A 22,197-nucleotide genomic window follows, 5' to 3' on the forward strand; every position below is an offset into this window, starting at 1 on the left:
ACATGAGTGAGACTGTGAACACATTCGAAGCACAACAACAAGGCCGCCCCACCGGCCCGCTGGTGCATGGCTACGAGGTCATCATCGGCTTTGAAACCCACGCCCAACTTTCGACCCAGTCGAAGATTTTTTCGCGCGCCAGCACGGCCTTTGGTGCAGAGCCCAACACACAAGCCTGCGCGGTGGACTTGGCCCTGCCCGGCACCTTGCCGGTGATGAACAAAGGCGCGGTCGAGCGGGCCATCCAGTTCGGCCTGGCCATCAACTCGCATATTGCTCCGCGCAGCATCTTTGCCCGCAAGAACTACTTCTACCCTGACCTGCCCAAGGGCTATCAGATCAGCCAGTTTGAGATTCCGGTGGTGCAAGGCGGAGCCGTGGAGTTTTTCTTGGGTGACGAAAAGAAAACCGTGCGCCTGGTGCGCGCGCACTTGGAAGAAGACGCCGGCAAGTCGCTGCATGAAGACTTCATCGGGCAAAGCGGTATCGATCTGAACCGCGCGGGTACGCCCCTGCTGGAAATCGTGACGGAGCCAGACATGCGTTCCAGTGCAGAAGCCGTGGCCTATGCGAAAGAACTGCACAAGATCGTGACCTGGATCGGCATTTGCGATGGCAACATGCAGGAAGGCTCTTTCCGTTGCGACGCCAACGTGTCGGTTCGCAAACCCGGCCAACCCCTGGGCACCCGCCGCGAGATCAAGAACCTGAACAGCTTCAAGTTCATGCAGCAAGCCATCGACTACGAGGTGCGCTGGCAGATCGAGCAGATTGAAGACGGCCACGAGATCCAACAAGCCACCGTACTTTTCAACCCCGACACGGGTGAAACACGCGCCATGCGCACCAAAGAAGATGCGGCCGACTACCGCTACTTCCCCGACCCCGACCTGCCGCCGCTATGTATTTCAGAGCAGTGGATCGAGACGGTGCGAGCGCAAATGGCCGAATTGCCCCGCAATATGGCTACACGCTTCCAGGCGGACTACGGCCTCAGTGAATACGATGCGACGCAGCTTACGCAAAGCCAGATGATTGCAAAGTATTTCGAGACTGCGGCTCAGATCAGTGGTCAACCCAAACTCGCAGCGAACTGGGTCTTGGGTGAAGTCTCAGCGTTCACCAACAAGCAAGGGATATCCATCGACGATCCAGAGGTCCCAAACCCGCGGGCAGTCGGCGAAATCGTGAAGCGGATTGCGTCCGGCGAGATCAACGGCGGCGGTGCAAAGACCGCATTCCAAGCGCTTTGCGCTGAACGCCATAACGACATCAGTGATCTGGCAGCATATGTTGAAAAGATCATCATTGACCGCGATCTCAAGCAGATGAACGACACCGGCGCGCTGGAAGCGATCGTCGATGAAGTGATTGCCGCCAATGCCAAGAACGTCGCTGAGTTCAAGGCGGGGAACGAAAAGGCCCTGAACGGCCTCGTGGGTCAAATCATGAAGGCCAGCAAAGGCAAGGCAAACCCGCAACAGGTCAACGACCTGCTGCGTAGCAAACTCGCCAATTAGCGGTTATTTCGGAACCGCGGCTGCTGCAGCCCAGAGCTGCTTCAGCCGCCCCAGTTCATCGTCAAAGCGCTCGTTGACGCGTTTGACTTCAGCCTCCTGCTCACCGATGAAACGGCGTTGCACAGCTTGGCTCTGGGTGTTTTCTTCAAGTTGGCGACGCACATATGCCGGGGCTTTGGTGGGGTCCTTTTTATAGAACTCCATCTCTTCGTCGATAGATCGGCGCTGTTTCCCCAACTCTTCGAGCCGGTTGCTCGCCGCTTTGATCACCACCGTGATTTGCGCCAAGGCATCCGCGCGTTCCTGGTCATGCACCGCTTTGCTGGGGTACCGGGTCAGCAGGGCCCGGTCACGCCGCTTTTCTTCGGCAGTGCGGTTGCGCTCCTCGGCTTCGCGCTTTTCCTTGGCCTCGATATCCGCCAATTCTTTAGCGGTCAGGCTGGGGCCCACTTTGGCACGCACCGTACCGCTGGGGTTCAGGATCTTCTGCTCGCGGTCAATACATTCCACGATAGGCCGGTCGGAGGTCAATTTGCGGCCCTTGGCATCTACGCAGGTGTACACCCCGCCTTGCACAGGCGCAACGGCCTGCGCGCTGACATTGGTGGAGGTACCGGCCACCCATGCCGCGAGGGCCAGGTGAGCTGCGATCGTTGCCTTGTTCATGAATTATCTTTCTTCAACCCCGTAACGTTGGCGATAGGCCAACACGCGCTGGGCATCCTGGGTAGAGCCCGTGCTTTGATCCAGATACTGCATCAAATCCCCCAGCTTCGCAATTGCGCAGACCTTCAGACCCAACTGCTCGCGCACGTACTGCACTGCACTGTAAGGCACATCCTGGCCGTTCTCTGTCGCCATTTCCTGGCGGTCCAGGGCGATGCAGACAGCATGGGGGGTCGCACCAGCGGCCTGAATGATGGCGATGGACTCACGTGCCGCGGTTCCAGCAGACATCACGTCATCAATGATCAACACGCGACCCTTGAGTGGCGCGCCCACCAAAGTGCCGCCTTCGCCATGGTCTTTGGCTTCTTTGCGGTTGTAGGCAAATGGCACATTACGGCCGAGACGCGCCAGCTCGATCGCCACGGCCGCGCCCAAGGGAATGCCCTTGTAGGCCGGGCCGAACACCATATCGAACTCGATGCCACTCGCCAGCAAACGCTGCGCATAGAATCCGGCGAGCCGTCCGAGTTTGGCCCCGTCGTCAAACAGCCCGGCATTGAAAAAGTAGGGGCTCATGCGGCCGGCCTTGGTTTTGAATTCGCCGAACCGCAGCACCCCGCACTCGATTGCAAACTGCACAAACTCTTGGGCCAACGGGTCTTTATCCGACATGGGGAATTCCTTGTTTAAATTAACCAGCCTCAACCTCAACGGCATCCGTTCCGCCACCAGCAAAGGCCTGGAAGCCTGGCTCACGCAGGCGCAGCCTGATTGTATTTGCGTGCAGGAAGTGAAAGCGAAGGCACCTGATATCGCCGGGCGCTTCGAGTCTTTCGGTGAGCTCCAGGGACACTTTCACTTTGCCGAGAAAAAGGGCTACTCCGGCGTCGCGGTCTACACCAAACATGCCCCGAGCGATGTGCGCATCGGCTACGGTTCTGCCGAATTTGACGCCGAAGGCCGCTATGTTGAGTTGCGTTTCGACACCCCATCGCGCAAGTTTTCCATCATCAGCGCGTACTTTCCCAGCGGCTCTTCAGGCGAAGAGCGACAGGCGGCCAAGTTCCGCTTTCTCGCCGAGTTCTACCCTCACCTCCAGCAGCTCAGGGCAGAACGGGAACTCGTGCTGTGCGGAGACTTGAACATCGCGCACCAGGAAATCGACCTGAAGAACTGGAAAGGCAACAAGAAGAACTCAGGCTTTTTGCCGGAAGAGCGCGCCTGGATGAGCAAGGCCCTCAGCGAAGGCGGCTTGGTCGACGTGTATCGCCAGCTGGAACCTACGGCCACCGACGACTGCTACACATGGTGGAGTAACCGCGGACAGGCCTATGCGAAGAACGTAGGCTGGCGCCTGGATTACCACTTGGCTACGCCTGCCCTGGCTGCGACAGCCAAAGAGGTTGCCATCTACAAGACAGAAAAGTTCTCTGACCACGCGCCCATCACCGTGGGCTACGACTTCACTTTGTAGACGGTTTCTGCGCCTTGTTATACAGAGGTACCACTTGGGGCATGGCGGCCTCCATGTCAGCAATGCGGGTGTCGCCAGCAGGGTGAGTGGAAAGCCACTGCGGCGGGGCATTTTTGTTGGCAGCGGACATCTTTCGCCACAGACTGATGCCGGCGCGCGGGTCGTAGCCCGCCCGTGCTGCGAGCTCCAGCCCCACGAGGTCGGCCTCTGATTCGTCTTCGCGGCTGAACTTTAAAGTCAATAACTGCGCGCCGTATTGGGTGACGGTTTGCCCGACCTGACCCAGCCCCAATACCTGACTCAGCAAGTTCGCGCCCAAGCCGGTGGCCGCCGTCTTGCCCATGCGCTCCCGGGCGTGTTCCCGCAAGGCATGGGCGATTTCATGCCCCATGACCATCGCCACTTCGTCATCGGTGAGTTTGAGGGTGTCCAGAATGCCGGTGTAAAAGGCAATCTTGCCGCCCGGCATGCAAAACGCATTGATCTGTTTGGATCCGATCAGGTTGACCTCCCACTGCCAGTTTTTGGCACGCGGATTCCATTCGTTTGCATAAGGAACGATGCGCCGGGCGATCGCGCGCAGGCGCTGCAGCTGCGGGTGCTCTTTGCCGGCCAGCGCCCGTTGCTGATCAGCCTTGGCCAACATCTGCGCGTACTGCTGGGCGGCGGATTGTTCTATTTCTTCAGCGGGCACCAGCTTGCTGAAAGCCGAGTTGCCGCCCACGTCCACCCCCTCACGCGCAACGGCAGGCAAGGCAGCCAGCGCGGCGAGGGCGAAAGCCAACGCCGCGACACCAAGGTGGAATGAGCGACGGGTGACTGGCAAATCAACAAGAACGGTCGGCATGGCTGGCTAAGACTCCTGAGTGGACAGGTATTATTCCCCGATGAGCTCTGTAACGCCTGACACCCCGCGCCCCGATGACAAACCCCACTGGCGGGACACCCTCAGGGTTTATGCAGAGCCTGCCTCTTTGCGCATGCTTTCGCTGGGTTTTTCCGCGGGACTGCCGTTTTTGCTGGTATTCGGCACCCTGAGCTTCTGGCTGCGTGAAGCGGGGGTGGACCGCAGCACCATCGGCCACATGAGTTGGGTGGGCATCGCCTTCGGCTTCAAGTGGGCGTGGGCACCGCTGGTGGATCGCCTGCCCATTCCGGTATTAACGCGTTTGCTGGGCCGTCGCCGCAGTTGGCTTATCCTGGCGCAAAGCGCCATCATGCTGGCTTTGTGCATCATGGCTTTCACCGATCCAAAGCAGGCCTTGGCGCCCGTGGTGTGGTGCGCGATTGCATTGGCTTTCGCCTCCGCCACGCAAGACATCGCACTGGATGCTTTCCGGATTGAGTCGGGCGACAGCCAGCACCAAGCTGCCTTGTCTGCGACCTATATGGCGGGCTATCGCTTGGCCATGATCTGGGCCGGTGCAGGCGCCCTGTGGATTGCGGCCGCCAGTGAAACCCCCAATGCGGAGCTGTACCAATACGCCGCGTGGCGCACCGCCTACCTGGTCATGGCGCTCAGCATGTTGCCGGGCATGCTCACCGTGGTCTTTTCCCGGGAGCCAGCACCGCGCCCATTGGCGCCGGCGCGCAATGCGGCGGAGTGGTTGCAAAGTGCTTTGGTAGAACCCTTTTCCGAATTCTTCAAACGGCACCGCTGGCATGCGGCCCTGATCCTGGCCCTGATTGCGAGCTACCGGATCAGCGACGTAGTCATGGGCATCATGGCCAACCCCTTTTATGTGGATATGGGCTACACCAAGGGAGAAGTGGCCTCGATCACCAAGGTTTACGGAGTGATCATGACACTGGTGGGTGCGTTTGTGGGTGGTGCACTGGCCATGCGGATGGGGGTGTTGCGGGTACTGATGCTGGGTGCGGTGCTGAGTGCCGGCAGCAATTTGCTATTTGCCTGGCTCGGTAGCCGCGGGCATGACCTGCACGCCCTGATTGCGGTCATTTCAGCAGACAACTTCTCCAGCGGGATAGCCACCGCTGCATTCGTGGCCTACCTGTCATCGCTAACGAACGTGCGCTACTCCGCCACGCAATATGCGTTGTTCAGTTCCATGATGGTGCTATTGCCCAAGTTTCTGGCCGGGTTCTCGGGCGACTTTGTCAACGCATTCGGCTACACCCAGTTCTTCATTGGCACTGCCTGCCTGGGGGTTCCGGTATTGGTGCTGATTGCATTTGCGTCCAGAATGAAAACTGACTCTCCCGCCCATTGAATGTGCGCGGAAAGCTATCATTTATATAGCGAAATTTACCCAACTTTACGGAAACTTCAGGCCCGGCGCATACCTTCTGTAGCGTCCGGGACTAGACTGCGGGCATGCGCCAAAACCTGCTCATGATCGAAGACGATGCCCGGCTTGCCTCCATGGTGGCCGAGTATCTGGACCAATCCGGATTCTCCGTGGCCCATGCCGGCGACGGGCACAGCGGGCTCGCCCGGCTTGCACCCGACACCGGACATGATGCTCCCGATCTGGTCATCCTGGACCTGATGCTGCCCGACATGGACGGCCTGGAGATCTGCCGTCGCATCCGCGCCCTCCCCGGTGCGATGGGTCAGGTGCCGGTACTCATGCTGACCGCCAAAGGCGATGCCATGGACCGCATCATCGGATTGGAAATCGGCGCTGACGACTACCTGCCCAAACCTTTTGAGCCCCGCGAGTTGCTGGCTCGCATACGCGCCATCTTGCGTCGCAAAGGCGAGGCTCCGGCAACCAACAGCAAAGCCCTTCGCTTTGGCACCCTGGAAATTGACAGGGATGCACGCACGGTAGTCGTGGGAGGCAAACCCTGTGAACTGACCTCCTACCAGTTTGATTTGCTCGTGGCGCTGGCTGAACGTGCAGGCCGTGTACTCACCCGTGACCAGATCATGGAAGCCGTACGCGGCCGCGAGCTGGAAGCCTTTGACCGCTCCATTGACGTGCACATGGGCCGCATCCGCGCGGCAATTGAAGTGGATGCCAAAGACCCCAAACGCATTCTGACTGTGCGCGGCGTCGGCTATGTGTTCGCCCGCCAGCAGGACTGACCGTGTTCCTGCACCGGCTCTACGTCCGCATCTGGCTCGCCGTCGTGCTGACGGTGATCGTGCTGACATTGCTCGCGGGTTGGGCTTGGCGCATGACCAGCGAGCCGCCCCTTCGGGAAGTGGTGGTCCGCAATGAATATGGCGAAGTCATTGGCAGCGGCCGAGCCCGTTTGAGCAGGCCACCGCCCCCAGTCCCCGGTCTGGGCATGGGCGATGCGCCCCCTCCCGCCGATAACAAGGACGACGGCCCCGACGCCCTGGATGAAAACCGTCCTGGACGTTTCGGCCGTGGCCCTGAATTTCTGGTGCGCATGCAAGACGGCCAGACCATTCATTTGCACCTTCCGCGCCCGCCCAACAGCAGCTTCCGTGCCCCTTTCGGCTTCGTCTGGACTTTGGCGCTGGTGGCATTGGCGGTGGCGCTGGGCACCTACCCCATCATCCGGCGGCTTACGCGGCGCTTGGAGAGTTTGCAACATGGCGTCGAACGCTGGGGCAATGGTGACCTGAGTGCCCGTGTGGCCATGCAAGGCGACGACGAGGTGGGCTTTCTGGCTTCCCGGTTCAACCATGCTGCGGAGCAGATAGAGACATTGGTCAAATCCCGCGATACCTTGCTCGCGTCCCAGAAGTCTCTGTTGGCGAATGCATCGCACGAGTTGCGGTCACCGCTCGCGCGCATCCGCATGGGTCTGGAGCTCATGGGAAGCTCGCCCAGCCCGGCATTCAAGCAAGAGATCTCACGCAACATCAGCGAGCTGGATCAGCTGATCGAAGAGATCCTGCTCGCCAGCCGACTGGACGCCAAAGAGGCCGACCTCGGGACGATTGAAGCCGTGGAGTTAATCGGTCTGGCGGCTGAAGAATGTGCGCGCAATCAGGCACAGCTGGATGTGGAAGCGGCTGAGCTTGCGGTCCCCGGTGTGGCCAAGTTGTTGCGGCGCGCCGTGCGCAACCTGCTGGAGAACGCCCGCCGCTACGGCGCTGGAGAAGTCCATTTGATTCTGCGGCAGGACGGCGATTGGGCGGTGTTGCAGGTGTGTGATGCGGGGCCTGGAGTTCCGCCTGAACAACAAGAGCGCATTTTCGAGCCGTTTTACCGGCTACCCGGCGCTTCCGAGCGGGAAGGTGGCGTCGGTCTGGGCTTGGCCTTGGTGAAGTCCATTGCCGAGCGGCATGGGGGTAGCGTGAAATGCAGCAACCGGCCTGAAGGCGGTGCCTGCTTTGAAATCCGGCTACCCTTGCGGAGGGGCTAATCGATTCAGGACGTGACCTTCAAAAACAGGTCGCGGTCCGGTGCGAAGTTTTCATGCAAGGGCAATAAGGCGCCGCCCAAGGCGCGAGCGTCGGAACCGATGCTGCCGGCAATGACTTTGGCAGGCCACAGGCCTTCCCAGTTGTAATTGCGAAGCGCCAATGTGGTCTGGTCAATCAGACGCTTTAGCATGGTGCGGGAGAACGACCCGTCAATCACCACCGCATCCAGATCCAGAAAAGCAGTGCCGCTCACCACGCACTGCGCCAGGCCTTGGGCCGCACTGGCGATCCAAGCATCCGTCAAGGGTGCATAAGCACCTTCTAGGGCACGATCATCGTAGGCCGCCGTGGGGTCCAGGCCTTTTTCCTTGTAGTGCTGCTCCAGCTCCCACAAAGAGGCATGGGCCAGCAGTTGCTCAGGAATTGCACCGCCGCTGGCCACTTGCAAGGGTAAAGACGCTACCGCACCCGCATTGCCGTGGATGCCGCCGTGCAGATGCGAGTTCAGCACCAAGCCGCCACCTACAAAGGTGTCGACGAACAGGTACAAAAAGCTTTTCAGATCACGACCACGGCCGGACACCAGCTCCGCCACACACGCGGCTTGCGTGTCTTTAGCGAAACTTACCGGCACATCGGTCATGGCCTGTACTTGGGCGGCCAGGTCAATATGATTCCATTGGTCAGACACCGTCTCGGACAAGCCCAGCATCTTGTGCCAGCCGCCCAAGTTGAAGGGTGCGGCTACGCCTACACCGACGATGCGCTGCGCCAAGGGGCCCAGACCATCCTGGATGGCGCGCATGCGCTTTTGCACTTCGGGCAACAAGGCTTCGGCATCCGGGAAGTCATACGGCAGGGTTTCACGCGCACGAACCGCACCTGTGAAATCCACCAACAGCCAGTCTGCACTTCGCCGGCCGATCTTGATGCCGAGGGAGAAAGCGCCATCCGGGTTCAGGGCCATGGGCACGGAGGGCTGGCCAATACGGCCGCGCACCCGGTCTTGCCGCAACAAAAGTCCGTCGTCTTCCAGCCGGGTGGTAATCAAGCCAATGGTTTGGGCAGTCAGCCCGGTCAATCGGGCCAGGTCTGCTTTGGGCAAACTGCCATTCAGTCGAACCGCCTGCAGAACCACCCGTTCATTGAACTGGCGCATGCCCACGTGGTTGGAGCCACGTGGCCGCAACACCGGGGGCGCCGTGGCCACTGGCGGGGCCAGTGCATCAGCGCGTGCGTTCGGCAGGGATTCGACGAAGTTCATGGTCGGAGATTGTCGCCGATCACTCCCTTGCGCAACAAGAAATTCCCGAATGGCTGCAACTCGCCCGTCAGAACGATGGCAAAGGCCGACGCTGTTCGTTCATAGAAGGCATAGCGCTCAATGGCTTCGGCCGTTTGCCCTTGCAGGAAGCCGGCTTCCAAGGTTTCCAGCACTTCCCGCTGGAGCGCAGAGCGGTAACCTTGGGGCTGCCCGCTCACGTGCATGTAGCCCACCGGGTGCCGTTCGTCCGCAACCAGCGGCATCAGCGATGTCACGGCCGCGACAGCGCGTGCCATGCCAATGCCAGGCAAACGGATGAGTGGTTTGCCATTGGCATAGCGCACTGCGGTGAAATTGGCATCGGCCAGCACGATGGTGTCGTCATGGCCCATTTCCATCATCACCTTGAGCAATTCCGGTGTCAGGACCGGATCGATTCCCTTGAGCAAGGTTTGCCTCTTTCTTAATAAGCCAAAGCGTCTTCAGGCAAATCATCCACGGATTTGGCACCAGTCATCACCGCCACGGTATCGCTCATGCTGATTTTCTTGGGATTGACCACCGCCGCGCGCTTTCCCAGGCGGGCAATGTGAATGCGGTCTGCCACCTCAAACACGTGCGGCATATTGTGAGAAATCAGCACGACTGGCAAGCCCTTGTCGCGCACGCGGCGGATCAGCTCGAGCACCATATTGCCCTCTTTCACACCGAGTGCTGCAGTGGGCTCATCCATGATGACCACATGTTGTGCAAACGCTGCCGCACGCCCCACCGCCACACACTGGCGTTGGCCGCCGGATAGTGTTTCCACCGCTTGCGTCATGGAGCGGATGCCGACCTTGAGATCGTTCATACGGGTAATGCTCTCGGTGAGCATGCGTTTCTTGTCAATGAAACCGAGTTTGCCCAGCAACCCTGCGCGGCGCAGTTCACGACCAAGAAACAGGTTTTCAGAGATGGTCATGGCTGGCGCCACGGCGAGGTCCTGGTACACCGTTTCGATGCCTGACATGCGTGCGTCGATAGGGCTCTTAAAGTGAATCACTTTGCCGTCGAGAAGGATTTCACCTTCGTCGGGAATGGTGGCTCCGGAGAGGCACTTGATTAGCGATGACTTGCCTGCGCCGTTGTCACCGATCACCGCCAGAATTTCACCGGCGCGAAGTTCAAAGTCCGCGCCATCCAAAGCAGTAACTTGACCATAGCGTTTGACCAGGCCCTTGGCCTGCATCACGATTTGCGGGGCGCTCATTAACGTGCTCCTTTGCGGGACATTTGATCCGTGGCGACCGCCAGAATCACCAGAATACCGGTCACCAGAATCTGGTACACCGAGGACACGCCCATCAGCGTCAGGCCGTTGCGGAACACACCCACAATCAGTGCGCCGACCAGGGTGCCAATAATGATGCCGCGGCCGCCGAAGAGGCTGGTTCCGCCCAGTACCACGGCGGTGATGGCGTCCAGGTTTTCGGTCTGACCGGCATTCGGGTCGCCGGCACCGGTACGGGCTACTGCCAATGTGGACGCGATGCCATAGAACACACCTGCGAGAACGTAGACACCCAGCAACACTTTTTCTGTGGAGATGCCGGTAAGACGGGTGGCTTCGGGACTGTTGCCGACGGCGTACACGTGGCGCCCTTGGGCGGTGTCACGCAGCCAAATCCAGACAGCCACATACAAAGTCAGCATGAGCACCACGCCGAAGGGTACGCGGGCCGCACCGAGGGTGAAGGTTTCGCCCAACAGATTCATGCCGTCGGGGATGTTGGTAACTGTTTGGGCGCGGGAATAGAGCTGGGTGATGGCGAACGCAATGTTCAATGTCCCCAGGGTCACGATAAAGGGTGGTAGCTTGACGCGGGTTACCAGCAAGCCATTGATCAGGCCGAACAAGGTAGTCGCTGCAATGCCGCACAAAATGGCGACCGGAGCACTCAGCCCGTAGTCGGCAGCGAACTTGGTCATGACGATGGAGCCCAGTGCCATCACCATGCCGCAGGACAGGTCGATGCCGGCGGTCAGGATGATCAGGGTCTGGCCGATCGCGATCGTGCCGACCACCATGACTTGCTGCAGGATCAGGGAAAAGTTCTTCAGCGTGAGGAAGTTCTCATGCTGGAAAGAAAAGAAGGCGCAGGCCAGCACGAGGGCGATAGCCGGACCTAAGGTTCCCATCGGGGGAAGTTTGGCTTTGAGCGTGTTCATGGAAGTCAGCTTTGCTAGATCTGTGGCGAGAGACAGTCGTTGCCACCGGGCTATGCACAAAGGGATGAGTAAACGAAAGCCCCATCCCTGGAGCTTTCGGAGAGGGGGTCAGCAACTGCTGACCCCTTGCCGCTCAGGCCGTAAGCCTGACCGGCGCTTGGGCAATTAATCGCCCCAGCACTGACCACGTGCGGTCTTGGTGTCGATGCTCTTGATGCCGGCCACAGCCTTGCCCACCACCAGATCCACACCGGTGTCGGTGTAGCCGGTCTGGCGCTTGCCGTCCTTGGCGTACTTCACGCCGGCCGCCACACCCATTGCAGCCATCTTCAGGGGGTATTGCATGCTGGTCGCAGCGATCACGCCCTTCTCGACGTTGCCCACACCGTTGGAGCACATGCCGTCCACACCCAGGATCACGACGTCTTTTTCTTTGCCGGCGGCCTTCAGAGCCTTGTAAGCACCTGCAGCAGCGGGTTCATTGATGGCGTACACCACGTTGATGTTGCTGTTCTTCTGCAGGCAGTTTTCCATGCCGGTCTGGCCCTTGGCTGCGTCGCCGTAGCTGTCCGCCATGCAGACCACTTCAGCAGGTTGAGCCAATTCGTTGCTCTTGGCGTCCAGGGACTTCAAGCCGTAGCCAGCCAGGAAACCGTTATGGCGTTGTGCGCCCACGGGGTGCCCGGGGAACAAGTCCATGGTCGCGATCACGGGCTTCTTGCCACCCATCACAGCCTTGGCATAAGCACCGATCAACTCACCAGCTTTGTAGTTGTTGGTGGCGAACAAAGCGTCAGCTTCGTCGACGGGGCTGTCCAAAGCAATCACTTGCACGCCTTGGGCCTTGATTTTCTTGATGGTGGGGACGATAGCGTCGCCGGAAGAAGTGATCAGGATGGTCTTGGCGCCAGCAGCAACCATGTTTTCCATCGCGGCGATCTGGCCGGCGGTGTCGCCGTCTTGCTTGCCGGCAGCGCTCAACAACTTGGCGCCGAGTTTCTTGGCTTCGGCTTCAGCGCCTTCCTTCATCTTCACGAAGAAGGGGTTGCTTTCGGTTTTGGTGATCAGGCCGATCACGGGCTCAGCAGCGAATGCAGACGTGGCGGCGGAAGCGGCAAAGGCGATGGCGGTCAGCGCCAGGGTGGTGGATTTTTTCATTCAAGTCTCCTCGGTCGGTACGACACTTGTGGTCATGAAACCCCGGGAATGGGCCCCGGGGAACTACGCTCTGGTTTCGGCGTGGACGGACTATAAACTTCACCGACCAACTAAATCAAGTTAATTTAATTATGGAAAACCCTAATCAGGCCGCAAATATTTCGACTCCGGAAACCGTCCCCGCTCCCGCCTTCACCCTGCCTTTGGAGGCCATAGCGCGCGTGGAGACGCTGCTGGCCCAAGGGCGACGCGTCATTCTCGGCATTGCTGCCGGGCCGGGCGCCGGCAAGTCCACACTGGCCCAGGCTCTGCAACGCCACTTTGCCGACCGCAGCCAGTACCTGCCCATGGACGGCTTTCACCTCGCCAACCGGGAGTTGGCCCGCTTGGGGCTGCGTCATTGCAAAGGCGCCCCGCAGACCTTCGACAGTGCCGGTTTTGTGGATTTGCTCAAGCGCCTGCGCCAGCAGAGCCCGGGTGAAACCATCTATGCGCCCGACTTTGACCGTGGCCTGGAGGAGTCCATCGCGGGAAGCACTGCGCTGGAGGGCGACAAACCACTGCTGATCACCGAGGGCAATTACCTGCTGATGGAAGAAGGCCCCTGGGCAGAAGTGCGCGCCCTGCTGGATGAAGCCTGGTACCTGGACTTGGACCCTGTGACCCGCCACCAGCGCCTGCTGGAGCGGCACATGCGATTCGGCCGCAGCGAACAGGCCGCCCGCGACTGGATACGTGACACCGACGAACCGAATGCCGTGCGCATTGCAGCCACCCGGCACCGGGCGGATTGGATTCTTGCCGGGTTTTAGGCCGCCACGGCTTCTACGGCGCAGCCTGAAAAAATCTGAAGATTGGCAAAAACTTTGCAAAAAGCTGCAAATTCACCCGAATGGGGGATACCGCTTTGTGCGACGCCGCACGAAAATTCACCCCAGCTGCTGTCACAGTTCACAAGGATAGAAGAGAAGGCCAAACATAGGCCTCCTTCAACAGGTTCCAACGACGTCCCTCCGGGGACTTTATAAAGCCACCTTCGGGTGGCTTTTTTTTGTACCGATTTTGGCCATGGCGCCCATGGAATATGCGCGGGCAGCTACAAAACCGATAGCACTTTATCCGACGTGATGTCGTTCAGGCACCGGGTGTGGCCCAAGGGGCAGTCCCGCTTGAAACACGGTGCGCAATCCAGAGGGGGCTGGTAGGAGGGATCGTTCTTCAGCCACAAGACCGTGGCGGCCGGGTTCAGCGGCGGTGTGTGCAGCGGGCTGGAAGATCCGAAGATCGCGACCTGCGGCACCCCGAACGCCGCCGCCACATGCATGAGACCGGAATCGTTACTCACCATGGCATGCGCCCCGGCAATCAGGGCCACGGCTTCGTCCAGGCTGGTGCGTCCGGCAAGATTCGCACAGTGGCCGGGGCGGACGGCGTTCACCGCCTCCGCGATCTCGTTGCACACCGCATCGTCTTTGGCGGAGCCGAGTAGCAAGACAGGCTTGTCCAGCCGGGTTACCAAGGCTGCAAAGTGGGTGGCAGGCCAGCGCTTGGCCGGGCCGTACTCGGCACCAGGCGCCACCACATAGAAGCCCTGCGCGTGCAAGGCACGCGGTGCCAGCACGGCGGCAATGGCATCTGCTGCCACTTGCAAAGCAGGCCGGTCTGTGTCCACGCCGGCCTCACCACTCAGGGCGGAGTAAAACGCCACCATGGGCGGACGGCTGCCTTCGGGCGGATTGGGCAGGCGCTGGTTCAGCATGCCGAACCGAAGCTCGCCGGTGTAGCCGATGCGCTCAGGAATGCCTGCCCAGAAAGGGATCAGCGCGCTTTTCAGGGAGTTGGGACAGACGTAGGCTTTGGCAAATTGGCCGCGCAAGGCAGCGGCATACGCCCGGCGGGCGGCCCACTGCACGCCACCGCGCGCAAAGGGCAAGACGAGGACCTCGGCGACTTGGGGCATGGCACGGTAGACGGGTGCCACCCAAGGCACCGCAGCCACCGTGATGCGCTCGCCCCGCGCCGCCAGACGACGCAGCAGCGGCTCTGTCATCACCGCGTCCCCAATCCACTGGGGCGCGATGACCAGGGCCTTAATGATGTCCGTCGAAATGCTCGCCGTCCTTCAGCTTGTACACCGTGCCGCAATAAGGGCACTTGGCTTCGCCGGCGCGGCCTACGTCGAGGTAGACCTTGGGGTGGGTGTTCCAGGTTTGCATGCCTGCCACCGGGCTGGGGCAAAACACACCACCCTGGTGGTTCAGGTCTTTGGCCAAGAGTTCAACAACAGCTTTGGACATGATCAGACTTTCGTGAGCCAGTGGGCGTATTTGGGATTGCGTCCGTTGACGATGTCAAAGAACGCGGTTTGGATTTTTTCGGTGATCGGGCCACGGCTGCCCACATAGTCGCCCTTGCCCAGCTCGATGCGGTCGAGTTCACGGATAGGGGTCACTTCTGCAGCGGTTCCGGTGAAGAAGGCTTCGTCCGCGATGTAGACCTCATCGCGGGTAATGCGCTTTTGCACGATTTCCAGGCCCAGGTCCTTGGCGATGTGGAACACGGTGTTGCGGGTGATGCCATTGAGGGCGCCAGCGGACAAGTCGGGGGTGTAGATCACGCCGTTCTTGATCACGAAGATGTTTTCGCCAGCACCTTCGGACACGAAACCGGAGCTGTCGAGCAGCAGGGCTTCGTCGTAGCCATCATCCGTGGCTTCCATGTTGGCCAGAATGGAGTTGGTGTAGTTGCTCACCGCCTTGGCTTGCGTCATGGTGATGTTGACGTGGTGGCGGGTGTAGCTGCTGGTTTTGACGCGGATGCCGCGTCGCATACCCTCTTCCCCCAGGTACGCACCCCATGCCCATGCGGCCACCATCAAGTGGATGGTGTTGCCCTTGGGGGACACGCCCAGCTTCTTGTCGCCGATCCAAGTCAGGGGGCGCAGGTAACCGGATTCCAGCTTGTTTTCGCGAATCACGGCGCACTGGGCGTCATTGACTTGCTCCTGGGTGAAAGGAATGGCCATCCGCAGAATCTTGGCGCTGTTGAACAGGCGCTCGGTGTGCTCCTGCAGGCGGAAGATGGCCGGCCCGTTCACGGTGTTGTAGGCACGCACACCTTCAAAAGCACCGCAACCGTAGTGCAGCGTATGGCTCAGCACGTGGATCTTGGCGTCACGCCATTCGACCATCTGGCCATCCATCCAGATTTTTCCGTCGCGATCAGACATGGAGGGAGGTAGTACGCTCATCGGGGTGTCCTTGAAGTAATTCGGTTGCAGGTGTTGCAAAAAGGAAGATTTTACGGGGCGACGTCCACCGTCACGGCCGCCGGGGTTCCTGCCGCCTCCTCAGTCGCTGGCGGCTCGGGCCGGAACAGCTCCCAGCTTTGCAACTTGCCACCCAGAAACACACACAGCACGCTGCTGCCGGAGGTGTCAGTCCAGCGGAAGCGCTCCGGCTGGGTATCTTTGGGGGATTCGAGTTGGCCCAGAGAGCGGGTCATGGCCACCACGTGCAGCAGGGGCACCCCGGGGCGCAACTTGGAGTGCAGCATCACGGCACTGTCCACATGTCCGATGGGCCGGTTGGCCGCCCGCTTGAGCACCTGCAACATGCGGGTGAAATGCAGCAACTGCCACATCACCAGCCCGCCGCCCACCAGGGCCACACCCGGCCAGCTGTAGTGGCGGTAACTCAAGACCAAGGCCGCCAGCGCAGCCAAGGGGATCACGAAACGTTGGATTTTTTGAAAAAACATGCGTAATTCTGGCAGGCTCCGCGGTCCTTTCCGGAGACGCCCTGCCGAAAATCGGGTCTTAGCCCGCTGTCGCCAGTGGCCAGCGCACCTGGACTTGCAGGCCTCCCAGCGTGCCTGAACGGCCGAGTTGCACGCGGGCACCCGTAGCCTCGGCAATGCGCCGCATGATGGACCAGCCCAAGCCGCTACCGGTTTGGGCCGACCCCAGTACCCGGAAGAAGCGCTCGCCCAAGCGAGCCATCTCCGCATCGGTCAAGCCGGGTCCGCCGTCCTGTACCGTCAAATGCGCCATGCCGCCGGAGGCCGTCACTTCCACCCAAATGCTAGCACCGGGGCCGGAGTACCGGCTCGCGTTGTCCAGCAGGTTGCGCAGAAGCATGCGCAGCAGGGTTTCATCGGCAGCCACCATGCAGGCCGAGGGCGCTTGCAACTCCAGATCCTGTCCTTGGGCCAAGGCCTGGGGAGCGATGTCGGCTGCCACACTGCGGGCAAGGGCACTCAGATCGGTAGGCCCGGTGGCAGCAGCGGCTACGGGGGCATCCAACCGCGCCAGGGTCAACAGTTGGTCGACAAGGCGTGCAGCCCGGTCGCATCCGGCCAGGGTGTTCTGCAGGGCATGGCGGCGCTCGTCCGCATCATCCACCGCGCCCATGGCCACCTGGGCCTGGGTGCGGATGGCGGCGATGGGCGTGCGCAGCTCATGGGCCGCATCGGCCGTAAAGCGGCGTTCTGACGCCACCATGCCCTCGATGCGTTGCAACAAGGCATTGAGCTCATCGACCATGGGCCGCATTTCCGTGGGCAAGTCGTCGCGGGGCACCGGGACCGTGCTGTCCGGGGCGCGGCTGCGCAAGCTCTGACCCAAGGCGTCCAAGGGCGCCATGGCTTTGCGCACAGCCCACCACATTAGGGCTGCCAACAGTGGCAAGGCCAACATCGACGGCAGCAACATGCCGCGCAACACGGCCTTGAGGATGCCGTTGCGCGAATCGAGTTGCTCACCCACATACACCTGGATATCGCGCTTGCTGCCGCGGGTGGCAAACACCCGCCAGCGTTCGCCGTTGTCCAGGGCCACCGTGTCGAAACCGCGGGTTTCGCGGCTCATGGGCGTCGTTCCGATGTTGCCCGAGCGGGCCACCAACACGCCTTCATGGAAGACCTGAAACGCGACACGCGGTGCGTATTTGTGCAGGACAGGGGCTTCCTCGTCGTCCGCCTCGTCGTCCACATGCGACTGCTGCACCACCAGCAAAGCGGCCGCTTGGGTGAGGTGGCTGTCGAGCAGCTCATCGAGTTCATGCCGGGCGTCCACCCAGGTCCAGGCCGCAGCAGCCAGCCAGACCAATGCCACGCCGGCCGACAGATAGGCCAGCAGGCGCAGTTGCATGGAGTGCAGGCGAGACATGGTCAAACGCCCGCCCGAGGGTTGAGCATGTAGCCCACACCGCGCACGGTCTGGATGACATCTGCCTGCAACTTGCGACGCAGGTGGTGGATATGCACTTCGATGGTGTTGCTCTCGACCTCCAGGCCCCAGCTGTACATCTGCTGCTCCAGCTGTTCGCGCGACAGCACGCGGCCGGCACTGCGCATCAAGGTATGCAGCAAATCAAATTCGCGGGTAGACAGCGGTACGGCCTCGTCCATCCACGTGACTTGCCGGGCCGACGGGTCCAGGCTCAGCGCGCCGGCCTGCAAGATGTCTTGCGCCACCCCGTGCGAGCGGCGCACCAGGGAGCGCAAGCGCGCAGCCAGCTCGTGCAGGTCCACCGGCTTGAGCACATAGTCGTCGGCACCGGCGTCCAGCCCGCGGATGCGGTCGGGCACCGCGTCACGGGCCGTGAGCACCAGCACGGGGGTGGTGTTGCGCGCGGCGCGCAGGGCCTGCAGCACCTCCATGCCATCTTTGCCGGGCAGGCCGAGATCGAGCACCGCAGCGGCGTAGTCCACGGCGCGCAGCTCGCGCTCGGCGGCCACGCCGTCGCGCACCCAGTCCACCTGAAAACCCATCTGCCGCAGGCCGGCGCGCAGGCCATCGCCCAGCATGGGGTCGTCTTCAGCCAGCAGGATACGCATGGGTCATTCCATCAAAACTCAGGGAGAGGCACAGGGAGTGCGCCTTGTCATTTTGCACGCACCAAGCGCGCGTAACTCTTGATCGTTGCTCAATCGGAATCGCCGGACTCCCGCCCGCTCAGAAGGTCAGTGACAGCCTGCGCAGAGATCAAGCCATTAGGCGACTGCTGCCACTCCCAGCTCCAGTAGCCCAGCACCGCCACCAGGATCAAGACCGCCAGCCACGCGTGGTTGCGTTTCACCAAGTCGGGGCCCGGCCCTTGCCCGCGACCGTGCACCATTTGCATCGCCATATTCTTGCGACGCAGCAGGCTGAGCAGCAGCACGATGCCCACATGCACCAGCACCACGACCAGGAACGCATTACCAGCTAGTTCGTGCACGTCTCCCAACCAGTCGCCCCATTCGTTGTACGTGGCGTAGCCCGACAGCGTGAGCGGCACCACCAGCACCATCAAGGCGACGACCGCCACCGCAAGCGCCAGGTTCTGCCCTTGGCGCCAGTTCACCGCAGCCCATTTCCGGTCTGCGGTGCCCTGGACCACGGATGCCAGCCATTGCGGTAGCGACCGGAGCTTGCCTGCCAGCAGACTCAAGCGCGCGTGGCGGGGCCCGACCAGCCCGTACACCAAGCGGAACACCAGCAAGCCCGCCATGCTGTAACCCAGCGTGACGTGCAAGAGCCGCATGGACTCGCCCTCGGCAGTGAGGTAAGCGCCTAAAAAACAGAGTGCAAACAAGGCATGGAACACCCGGGTGGGCGCATCGACGATGCGGCGGCTTCGCTTGGCAGGGACGGGGTTTCCGGCAGGGGCCATGGCTGCCGGGCCGGGCAATGAAGTGGAAGACATGAACTTAACTCTCCATCAATCAGACCAGTTGCGGCGAAAGCGCGCGTCCAGGCCTTTGGGAAATTGGATTTCGGATTCGCGGAAGCTGCCCTTGTCGGCCGCGGTGTGGCAGGCCGCACAGTTGGCGGCGCTTTTGACAGCCGCCTGCTTCCAGATTTGCGGATCCACCTCGTTGTGCTTGCGCACGAACCATTGCGACCGGGTAATGCGGTCTTGCGGCGGCTCTTCAGACACCCGCTTGTAAGTGCCGGCATGGGTTTGCAGCCAGCCACTGATTTCCCGCACACTGGCTTCGTCGAGTGATGCATCGGTACCGTAATGGGTGGACAGCGATCCCATGAGTCGCTTCCACGATGCGGCGGGCAGCATGCCGGGCGGATACGCCAAGTGGCAAGCGGCGCACTCCTGCTGGTACTTGGGCAGCGGTGCGACGCGCTGCGGACTGTCTGCGCGCGCCAGGCCAGCGCCGGCCAGCAGCACAATTGCTATCCATTTCATAGCTGCTCGCGCATATCGGACGGGCGCCAGGGGCTTGTTTTTCATAGTTCTTCCTTTGCAAAGGGGCACAACTCAGCGCTTCAGACTCATCAGCCAGGCCAGCACATCGGCCTTCTCGGCGGCCGTGCATTCGCGGGCCAGCACGTCATTGCAGTTGCGGCGGAACCACTTCTCGCTTTTGGCGGGATCGGTGAAGCGCTCGGGGTTAAAAGCAGGGGCCAGCGCGGAGATGGATTTGCCCGTATTCGCGTGCTTACCCTCGCCCGTGGGCTGGGCGTTGTGGCAGGACGCGCAGCTCCATTCACGACCATGTTTGGCATTGAAAAACTGCTGACCCTGCGCCACATTCGGGCTGCGGCCTGCTTGGGCGCTCAAGGTGCCCAGCTGCTCTTGCGGGGTGCCGGCCCAGGCAGTTCCAGCCTGGGTGACGGCAAGGACGGTAGCGAATGCCAGCGTGCGCGCTGCAAAGCGGGCTGCAGCAACTGCTGTAACGGGGATGAGTGACATGGTGACCTCCATGACCTGCATGGTGGCCCGCGAAGATTAAGCAGGTCTTAAGCGCTGCGCTGCGGCGCGCTACAGGTCGGTGCGCGGTTGCTCGCTGTGGCTGACGTCCAGCCCGTCAGCCACATAGGCGGGGCCCTTCATCACCATGACCACCACGCACCCGATGGCCGCTGTGATCACCAGCGTCCAGTGGAACACGATGACCCCGAATACTATGAAATCCGCCAGGTGCAGCGCCCGCGCCTCTGCAGGGTTACCGGCATCCGCGCCCGCGTGGTAGAGCGCCAGCCCCAACAAAGGCAGCGCGGTGCCCGCCAGGGCAATGAGCGGCAGTTTGCGCCACAAGGCCCACTCCAGCCCGGAGGCTGAGCGGATCGATTGAGGCAGTTTGTTCAGCCAGCGCATGCCTGCAGTGTAGGCAGATGCGGGCCCGGACGTATTGCCTCAGGTCAAGTCGCGCACCACGTTCATGGCCTCTTCCACCCGCTCCACCGCGTGGATGGTCATGCCATCGATCGGTTTTTTGGGCGCATTCGCCTTGGGCACCACGGCCATGGTGAAACCGAGCTTTGCGGCTTCCTTCAGACGTTCCTGCCCACGCGGCGCGGGGCGCACCTCCCCGGCCAGACCCACTTCGCCAAACGCGATAAAGCCTTTGGGTAAGGGCTTGCCACGCAGGCTGGAGGTGATGGACAGCATGACTGCCAAGTCAGCCGCCGGCTCGCCGATGCGCACGCCGCCCACCGCGTTGATGAACACATCCTGGTCCATACACGCCACGCCAGCGTGGCGGTGCAACACCGCCAGCAGCATGGCCAGACGGTCTTTGTCCAAGCCCACGCTCAGCCGGCGGGGCGACGGGCCACCCATGTCCACCAGCGCCTGAATTTCCACCAAGAGCGGGCGGGTGCCTTCCAGCGTGACCATCACACAACTGCCGGGCACCGGCTCGGCGTGTTGGCTCAGAAAGATGGCGCTCGGATTGCTCACGCCCTTCAGGCCTTTTTCGGTCATGGCGAACACGCCAATCTCGTTGACCGCTCCAAAGCGGTTTTTGATGGCGCGCACCAGCCGGAACTGGCTGTGCGTGTCGCCCTCAAAGTACAGCACCGTGTCCACCATGTGCTCCAGCACGCGCGGCCCGGCCAGCGCGCCCTCTTTGGTCACATGGCCCACGAGCACGATCGCGGTGCCGCTGGCCTTGGCCGCACGGGTCAGGTGGGCTGCGCACTCGCGCACCTGTGCCACCGAGCCCGGCGCGCTGGTGAGCTGCTCGGAGTACACGGTCTGGATGGAGTCGATCACCGCCACGTCCGGGCGGTTGGCCTCCAGGGTGGCGAGGATTTTTTCGAGCTGAATCTCGGCCAGCACTTTCACCTGCGAGTGGTCCAGCCCCAGGCGGCGCGAGCGCAAAGCGACTTGCGCCCCGCTCTCTTCGCCGGTGACGTAGAGGGTGTTCTTGCCGGAGCGCTGCAGCGAATCGAGTGCCTGCAACAAGAGTGTGGACTTGCCGATGCCGGGGTCGCCGCCAATCAACACCACGCCGCCTTCGACCATACCACCCCCCAGCACACGGTCCAGCTCCTCGTGGCCGGTAGGGGTGCGCTCCACGTCCTGGGCTTCGATGTCGGAGAGCACCGTGACCTCGGCCGTCTTGGCCAGCGAGGCGAAGCGGTTTTTGGCCGGGCCATCGTTGCTGGCCACGGATTCGATCAGCGTGTTCCAGGCGTTGCAGTGCGGGCATTTGCCCAGCCACTTGGGGCTGGTGCCGCCGCACTCGTTGCAGGTGTAGATGGTTTTGTCTTTGGCCATGGCGGGAATAATACTGTACAAAACCACAGATACCAAACTGCGCAGACCATGCGCCAGATCACAGACGGCAACGCCATGCATCTCTA

General features: G+C 61.4%; 25 protein-coding genes. 6 read left to right on the forward strand and 19 right to left on the reverse strand.

Translation table 11 applies throughout. The features are described from left to right. Window positions 1-2: 2 nt before the first annotated feature. Window positions 3-1,520, forward strand: a complete 1,518-nt coding sequence (gene gatB, locus AEP_RS11570) for an Asp-tRNA(Asn)/Glu-tRNA(Gln) amidotransferase subunit GatB (RefSeq protein ID WP_087495520.1) — start codon at window positions 3-5, stop codon at window positions 1,518-1,520. A gap of 3 nt (window positions 1,521-1,523) precedes the next feature. Here the strand turns inward: gatB and AEP_RS11575 are convergent, their stop codons facing one another. Both AEP_RS11575 and pyrE read right to left on the reverse strand, forming a co-directional pair. Continuing rightward, window positions 1,524-2,186, reverse strand: a complete 663-nt coding sequence (locus AEP_RS11575) for a DUF4124 domain-containing protein (protein ID WP_157673150.1) — start codon at window positions 2,184-2,186, stop codon at window positions 1,524-1,526. A 3-nt stretch (window positions 2,187-2,189) separates the two neighbouring features. Further along, window positions 2,190-2,861, reverse strand: a complete 672-nt coding sequence (gene pyrE, locus AEP_RS11580) for an orotate phosphoribosyltransferase (protein ID WP_087495521.1) — start codon at window positions 2,859-2,861, stop codon at window positions 2,190-2,192. 10 nt (window positions 2,862-2,871) lie between these two features. Between pyrE and AEP_RS11585 the strand changes: the two genes are divergently transcribed. Then, window positions 2,872-3,663, forward strand: coding sequence for an exodeoxyribonuclease III (locus AEP_RS11585; protein ID WP_087497299.1), 792 nt, complete (start codon window positions 2,872-2,874; stop codon window positions 3,661-3,663). Here the strand turns inward: AEP_RS11585 and AEP_RS11590 are convergent. Beyond that, the gene (locus AEP_RS11590; RefSeq protein ID WP_087495522.1) at window positions 3,653-4,510 is read right to left on the reverse strand and encodes a M48 family metallopeptidase; all 858 of its coding nucleotides are present in this window, start codon (window positions 4,508-4,510) and stop codon (window positions 3,653-3,655) included. The two genes, AEP_RS11585 and AEP_RS11590, sit on opposite strands and share 11 nt — an antisense overlap. A 40-nt stretch (window positions 4,511-4,550) precedes the next feature. Between AEP_RS11590 and AEP_RS11595 the strand changes: the two genes are divergently transcribed. From AEP_RS11595 to AEP_RS11605, 3 genes are all read left to right on the forward strand, one after another. After that, window positions 4,551-5,894 carry an AmpG family muropeptide MFS transporter gene (locus tag AEP_RS11595; protein WP_087495523.1) on the forward strand — a complete coding sequence of 448 codons (1,344 nt, stop codon included), beginning with the start codon at window positions 4,551-4,553 and terminating at the stop codon, window positions 5,892-5,894. A gap of 104 nt (window positions 5,895-5,998) precedes the next feature. Further along, entirely contained in the window at window positions 5,999-6,715 is a 717-nt protein-coding gene (locus tag AEP_RS11600; protein ID WP_087495524.1) for a response regulator, read from the forward strand. Window positions 6,716-6,717: 2 nt separating this feature from the next. Then, window positions 6,718-7,971: a HAMP domain-containing sensor histidine kinase gene (locus AEP_RS11605; RefSeq protein WP_087495525.1), complete on the forward strand. Its 1,254-nt coding sequence runs from the start codon at window positions 6,718-6,720 to the stop codon at window positions 7,969-7,971. A 5-nt stretch (window positions 7,972-7,976) separates the two neighbouring features. On the opposite strand, the gene AEP_RS11610 is transcribed toward AEP_RS11605, so the two are convergent. The 5 genes from AEP_RS11610 to AEP_RS11630 form a co-directional block, all read right to left on the reverse strand. Next, a complete protein-coding gene (locus tag AEP_RS11610) occupies window positions 7,977-9,236 on the reverse strand; it encodes an ROK family transcriptional regulator (RefSeq protein WP_087495526.1) in 1,260 nt (419 codons plus the stop codon). Continuing rightward, entirely contained in the window at window positions 9,233-9,685 is a 453-nt protein-coding gene (locus AEP_RS11615; RefSeq protein ID WP_087495527.1) for an RbsD/FucU family protein, read from the reverse strand. The genes AEP_RS11610 and AEP_RS11615 overlap by 4 nt, the downstream gene beginning before the upstream one ends. Window positions 9,686-9,699: 14 nt before the next feature. After that, window positions 9,700-10,488 (reverse strand): ATP-binding cassette domain-containing protein, encoded by a 789-nt coding sequence (locus AEP_RS11620; protein WP_087495528.1) that lies wholly within the window; start codon window positions 10,486-10,488, stop codon window positions 9,700-9,702. Next, the gene (locus AEP_RS11625; protein WP_087495529.1) at window positions 10,488-11,447 is read right to left on the reverse strand and encodes an ABC transporter permease; all 960 of its coding nucleotides are present in this window, start codon (window positions 11,445-11,447) and stop codon (window positions 10,488-10,490) included. The genes AEP_RS11620 and AEP_RS11625 overlap by 1 nt, the downstream gene beginning before the upstream one ends. Window positions 11,448-11,612: 165 nt before the next feature. Next, the gene (locus AEP_RS11630; RefSeq protein WP_087495530.1) at window positions 11,613-12,605 is read right to left on the reverse strand and encodes a substrate-binding domain-containing protein; all 993 of its coding nucleotides are present in this window, start codon (window positions 12,603-12,605) and stop codon (window positions 11,613-11,615) included. Between the two features lie 131 nt (window positions 12,606-12,736). Here AEP_RS11630 and AEP_RS11635 point away from each other — a divergent pair, with 131 nt between their 5' ends. Further along, the gene (locus tag AEP_RS11635; protein WP_087495531.1) at window positions 12,737-13,417 is read left to right on the forward strand and encodes a nucleoside/nucleotide kinase family protein; all 681 of its coding nucleotides are present in this window, start codon (window positions 12,737-12,739) and stop codon (window positions 13,415-13,417) included. Between the two features lie 284 nt (window positions 13,418-13,701). On the opposite strand, the gene waaF is transcribed toward AEP_RS11635, so the two are convergent. The 11 genes from waaF to radA all read right to left on the reverse strand — a co-directional run bounded on the left by waaF (window position 13,702) and on the right by radA (window position 22,111). Then, entirely contained in the window at window positions 13,702-14,703 is a 1,002-nt protein-coding gene (gene waaF, locus AEP_RS11640; RefSeq protein WP_087495532.1) for a lipopolysaccharide heptosyltransferase II, read from the reverse strand. After that, complete coding sequence (locus AEP_RS11645) at window positions 14,696-14,902, reverse strand: zinc-finger domain-containing protein (protein ID WP_087495533.1); 207 nt, start codon at window positions 14,900-14,902, stop codon at window positions 14,696-14,698. Before AEP_RS11645 ends, waaF begins: the two co-directional genes overlap by 8 nt. 2 nt (window positions 14,903-14,904) lie before the next feature. Further along, the gene (locus AEP_RS11650; RefSeq protein WP_087495534.1) at window positions 14,905-15,855 is read right to left on the reverse strand and encodes a branched-chain amino acid transaminase; all 951 of its coding nucleotides are present in this window, start codon (window positions 15,853-15,855) and stop codon (window positions 14,905-14,907) included. A 50-nt stretch (window positions 15,856-15,905) separates the two neighbouring features. Continuing rightward, a complete protein-coding gene (locus AEP_RS11655; RefSeq protein ID WP_087495535.1) occupies window positions 15,906-16,364 on the reverse strand; it encodes a glycerate kinase in 459 nt (152 codons plus the stop codon). A 58-nt stretch (window positions 16,365-16,422) separates the two neighbouring features. After that, the gene (locus AEP_RS11660; protein WP_087495536.1) at window positions 16,423-17,772 is read right to left on the reverse strand and encodes an ATP-binding protein; all 1,350 of its coding nucleotides are present in this window, start codon (window positions 17,770-17,772) and stop codon (window positions 16,423-16,425) included. Window positions 17,773-17,774: 2 nt separating this feature from the next. Then, complete coding sequence (locus tag AEP_RS11665; protein ID WP_087495537.1) at window positions 17,775-18,443, reverse strand: response regulator transcription factor; 669 nt, start codon at window positions 18,441-18,443, stop codon at window positions 17,775-17,777. Window positions 18,444-18,532: 89 nt separating this feature from the next. Beyond that, window positions 18,533-19,294, reverse strand: a complete 762-nt coding sequence (locus tag AEP_RS11670; protein WP_087495538.1) for a cytochrome b/b6 domain-containing protein — start codon at window positions 19,292-19,294, stop codon at window positions 18,533-18,535. Between the two features lie 15 nt (window positions 19,295-19,309). Continuing rightward, window positions 19,310-19,837, reverse strand: coding sequence for a diheme cytochrome c (locus tag AEP_RS11675; protein ID WP_232459815.1), 528 nt, complete (start codon window positions 19,835-19,837; stop codon window positions 19,310-19,312). 27 nt (window positions 19,838-19,864) lie between these two features. Then, window positions 19,865-20,299, reverse strand: a complete 435-nt coding sequence (locus AEP_RS11680) for a DUF1924 domain-containing protein (RefSeq protein WP_087497301.1) — start codon at window positions 20,297-20,299, stop codon at window positions 19,865-19,867. Window positions 20,300-20,368: 69 nt separating this feature from the next. Then, window positions 20,369-20,704: a hypothetical protein gene (locus tag AEP_RS11685; RefSeq protein ID WP_087495539.1), complete on the reverse strand. Its 336-nt coding sequence runs from the start codon at window positions 20,702-20,704 to the stop codon at window positions 20,369-20,371. A gap of 39 nt (window positions 20,705-20,743) precedes the next feature. Further along, a complete protein-coding gene (gene radA, locus AEP_RS11690) occupies window positions 20,744-22,111 on the reverse strand; it encodes a DNA repair protein RadA (RefSeq protein ID WP_087497302.1) in 1,368 nt (455 codons plus the stop codon). Window positions 22,112-22,197 lie beyond the last annotated feature (86 nt).

This window comes from Curvibacter sp. AEP1-3 (genome assembly GCF_002163715.1).
Classification (GTDB): Bacteria; Pseudomonadota; Gammaproteobacteria; order Burkholderiales; family Burkholderiaceae_C; genus Allorhodoferax.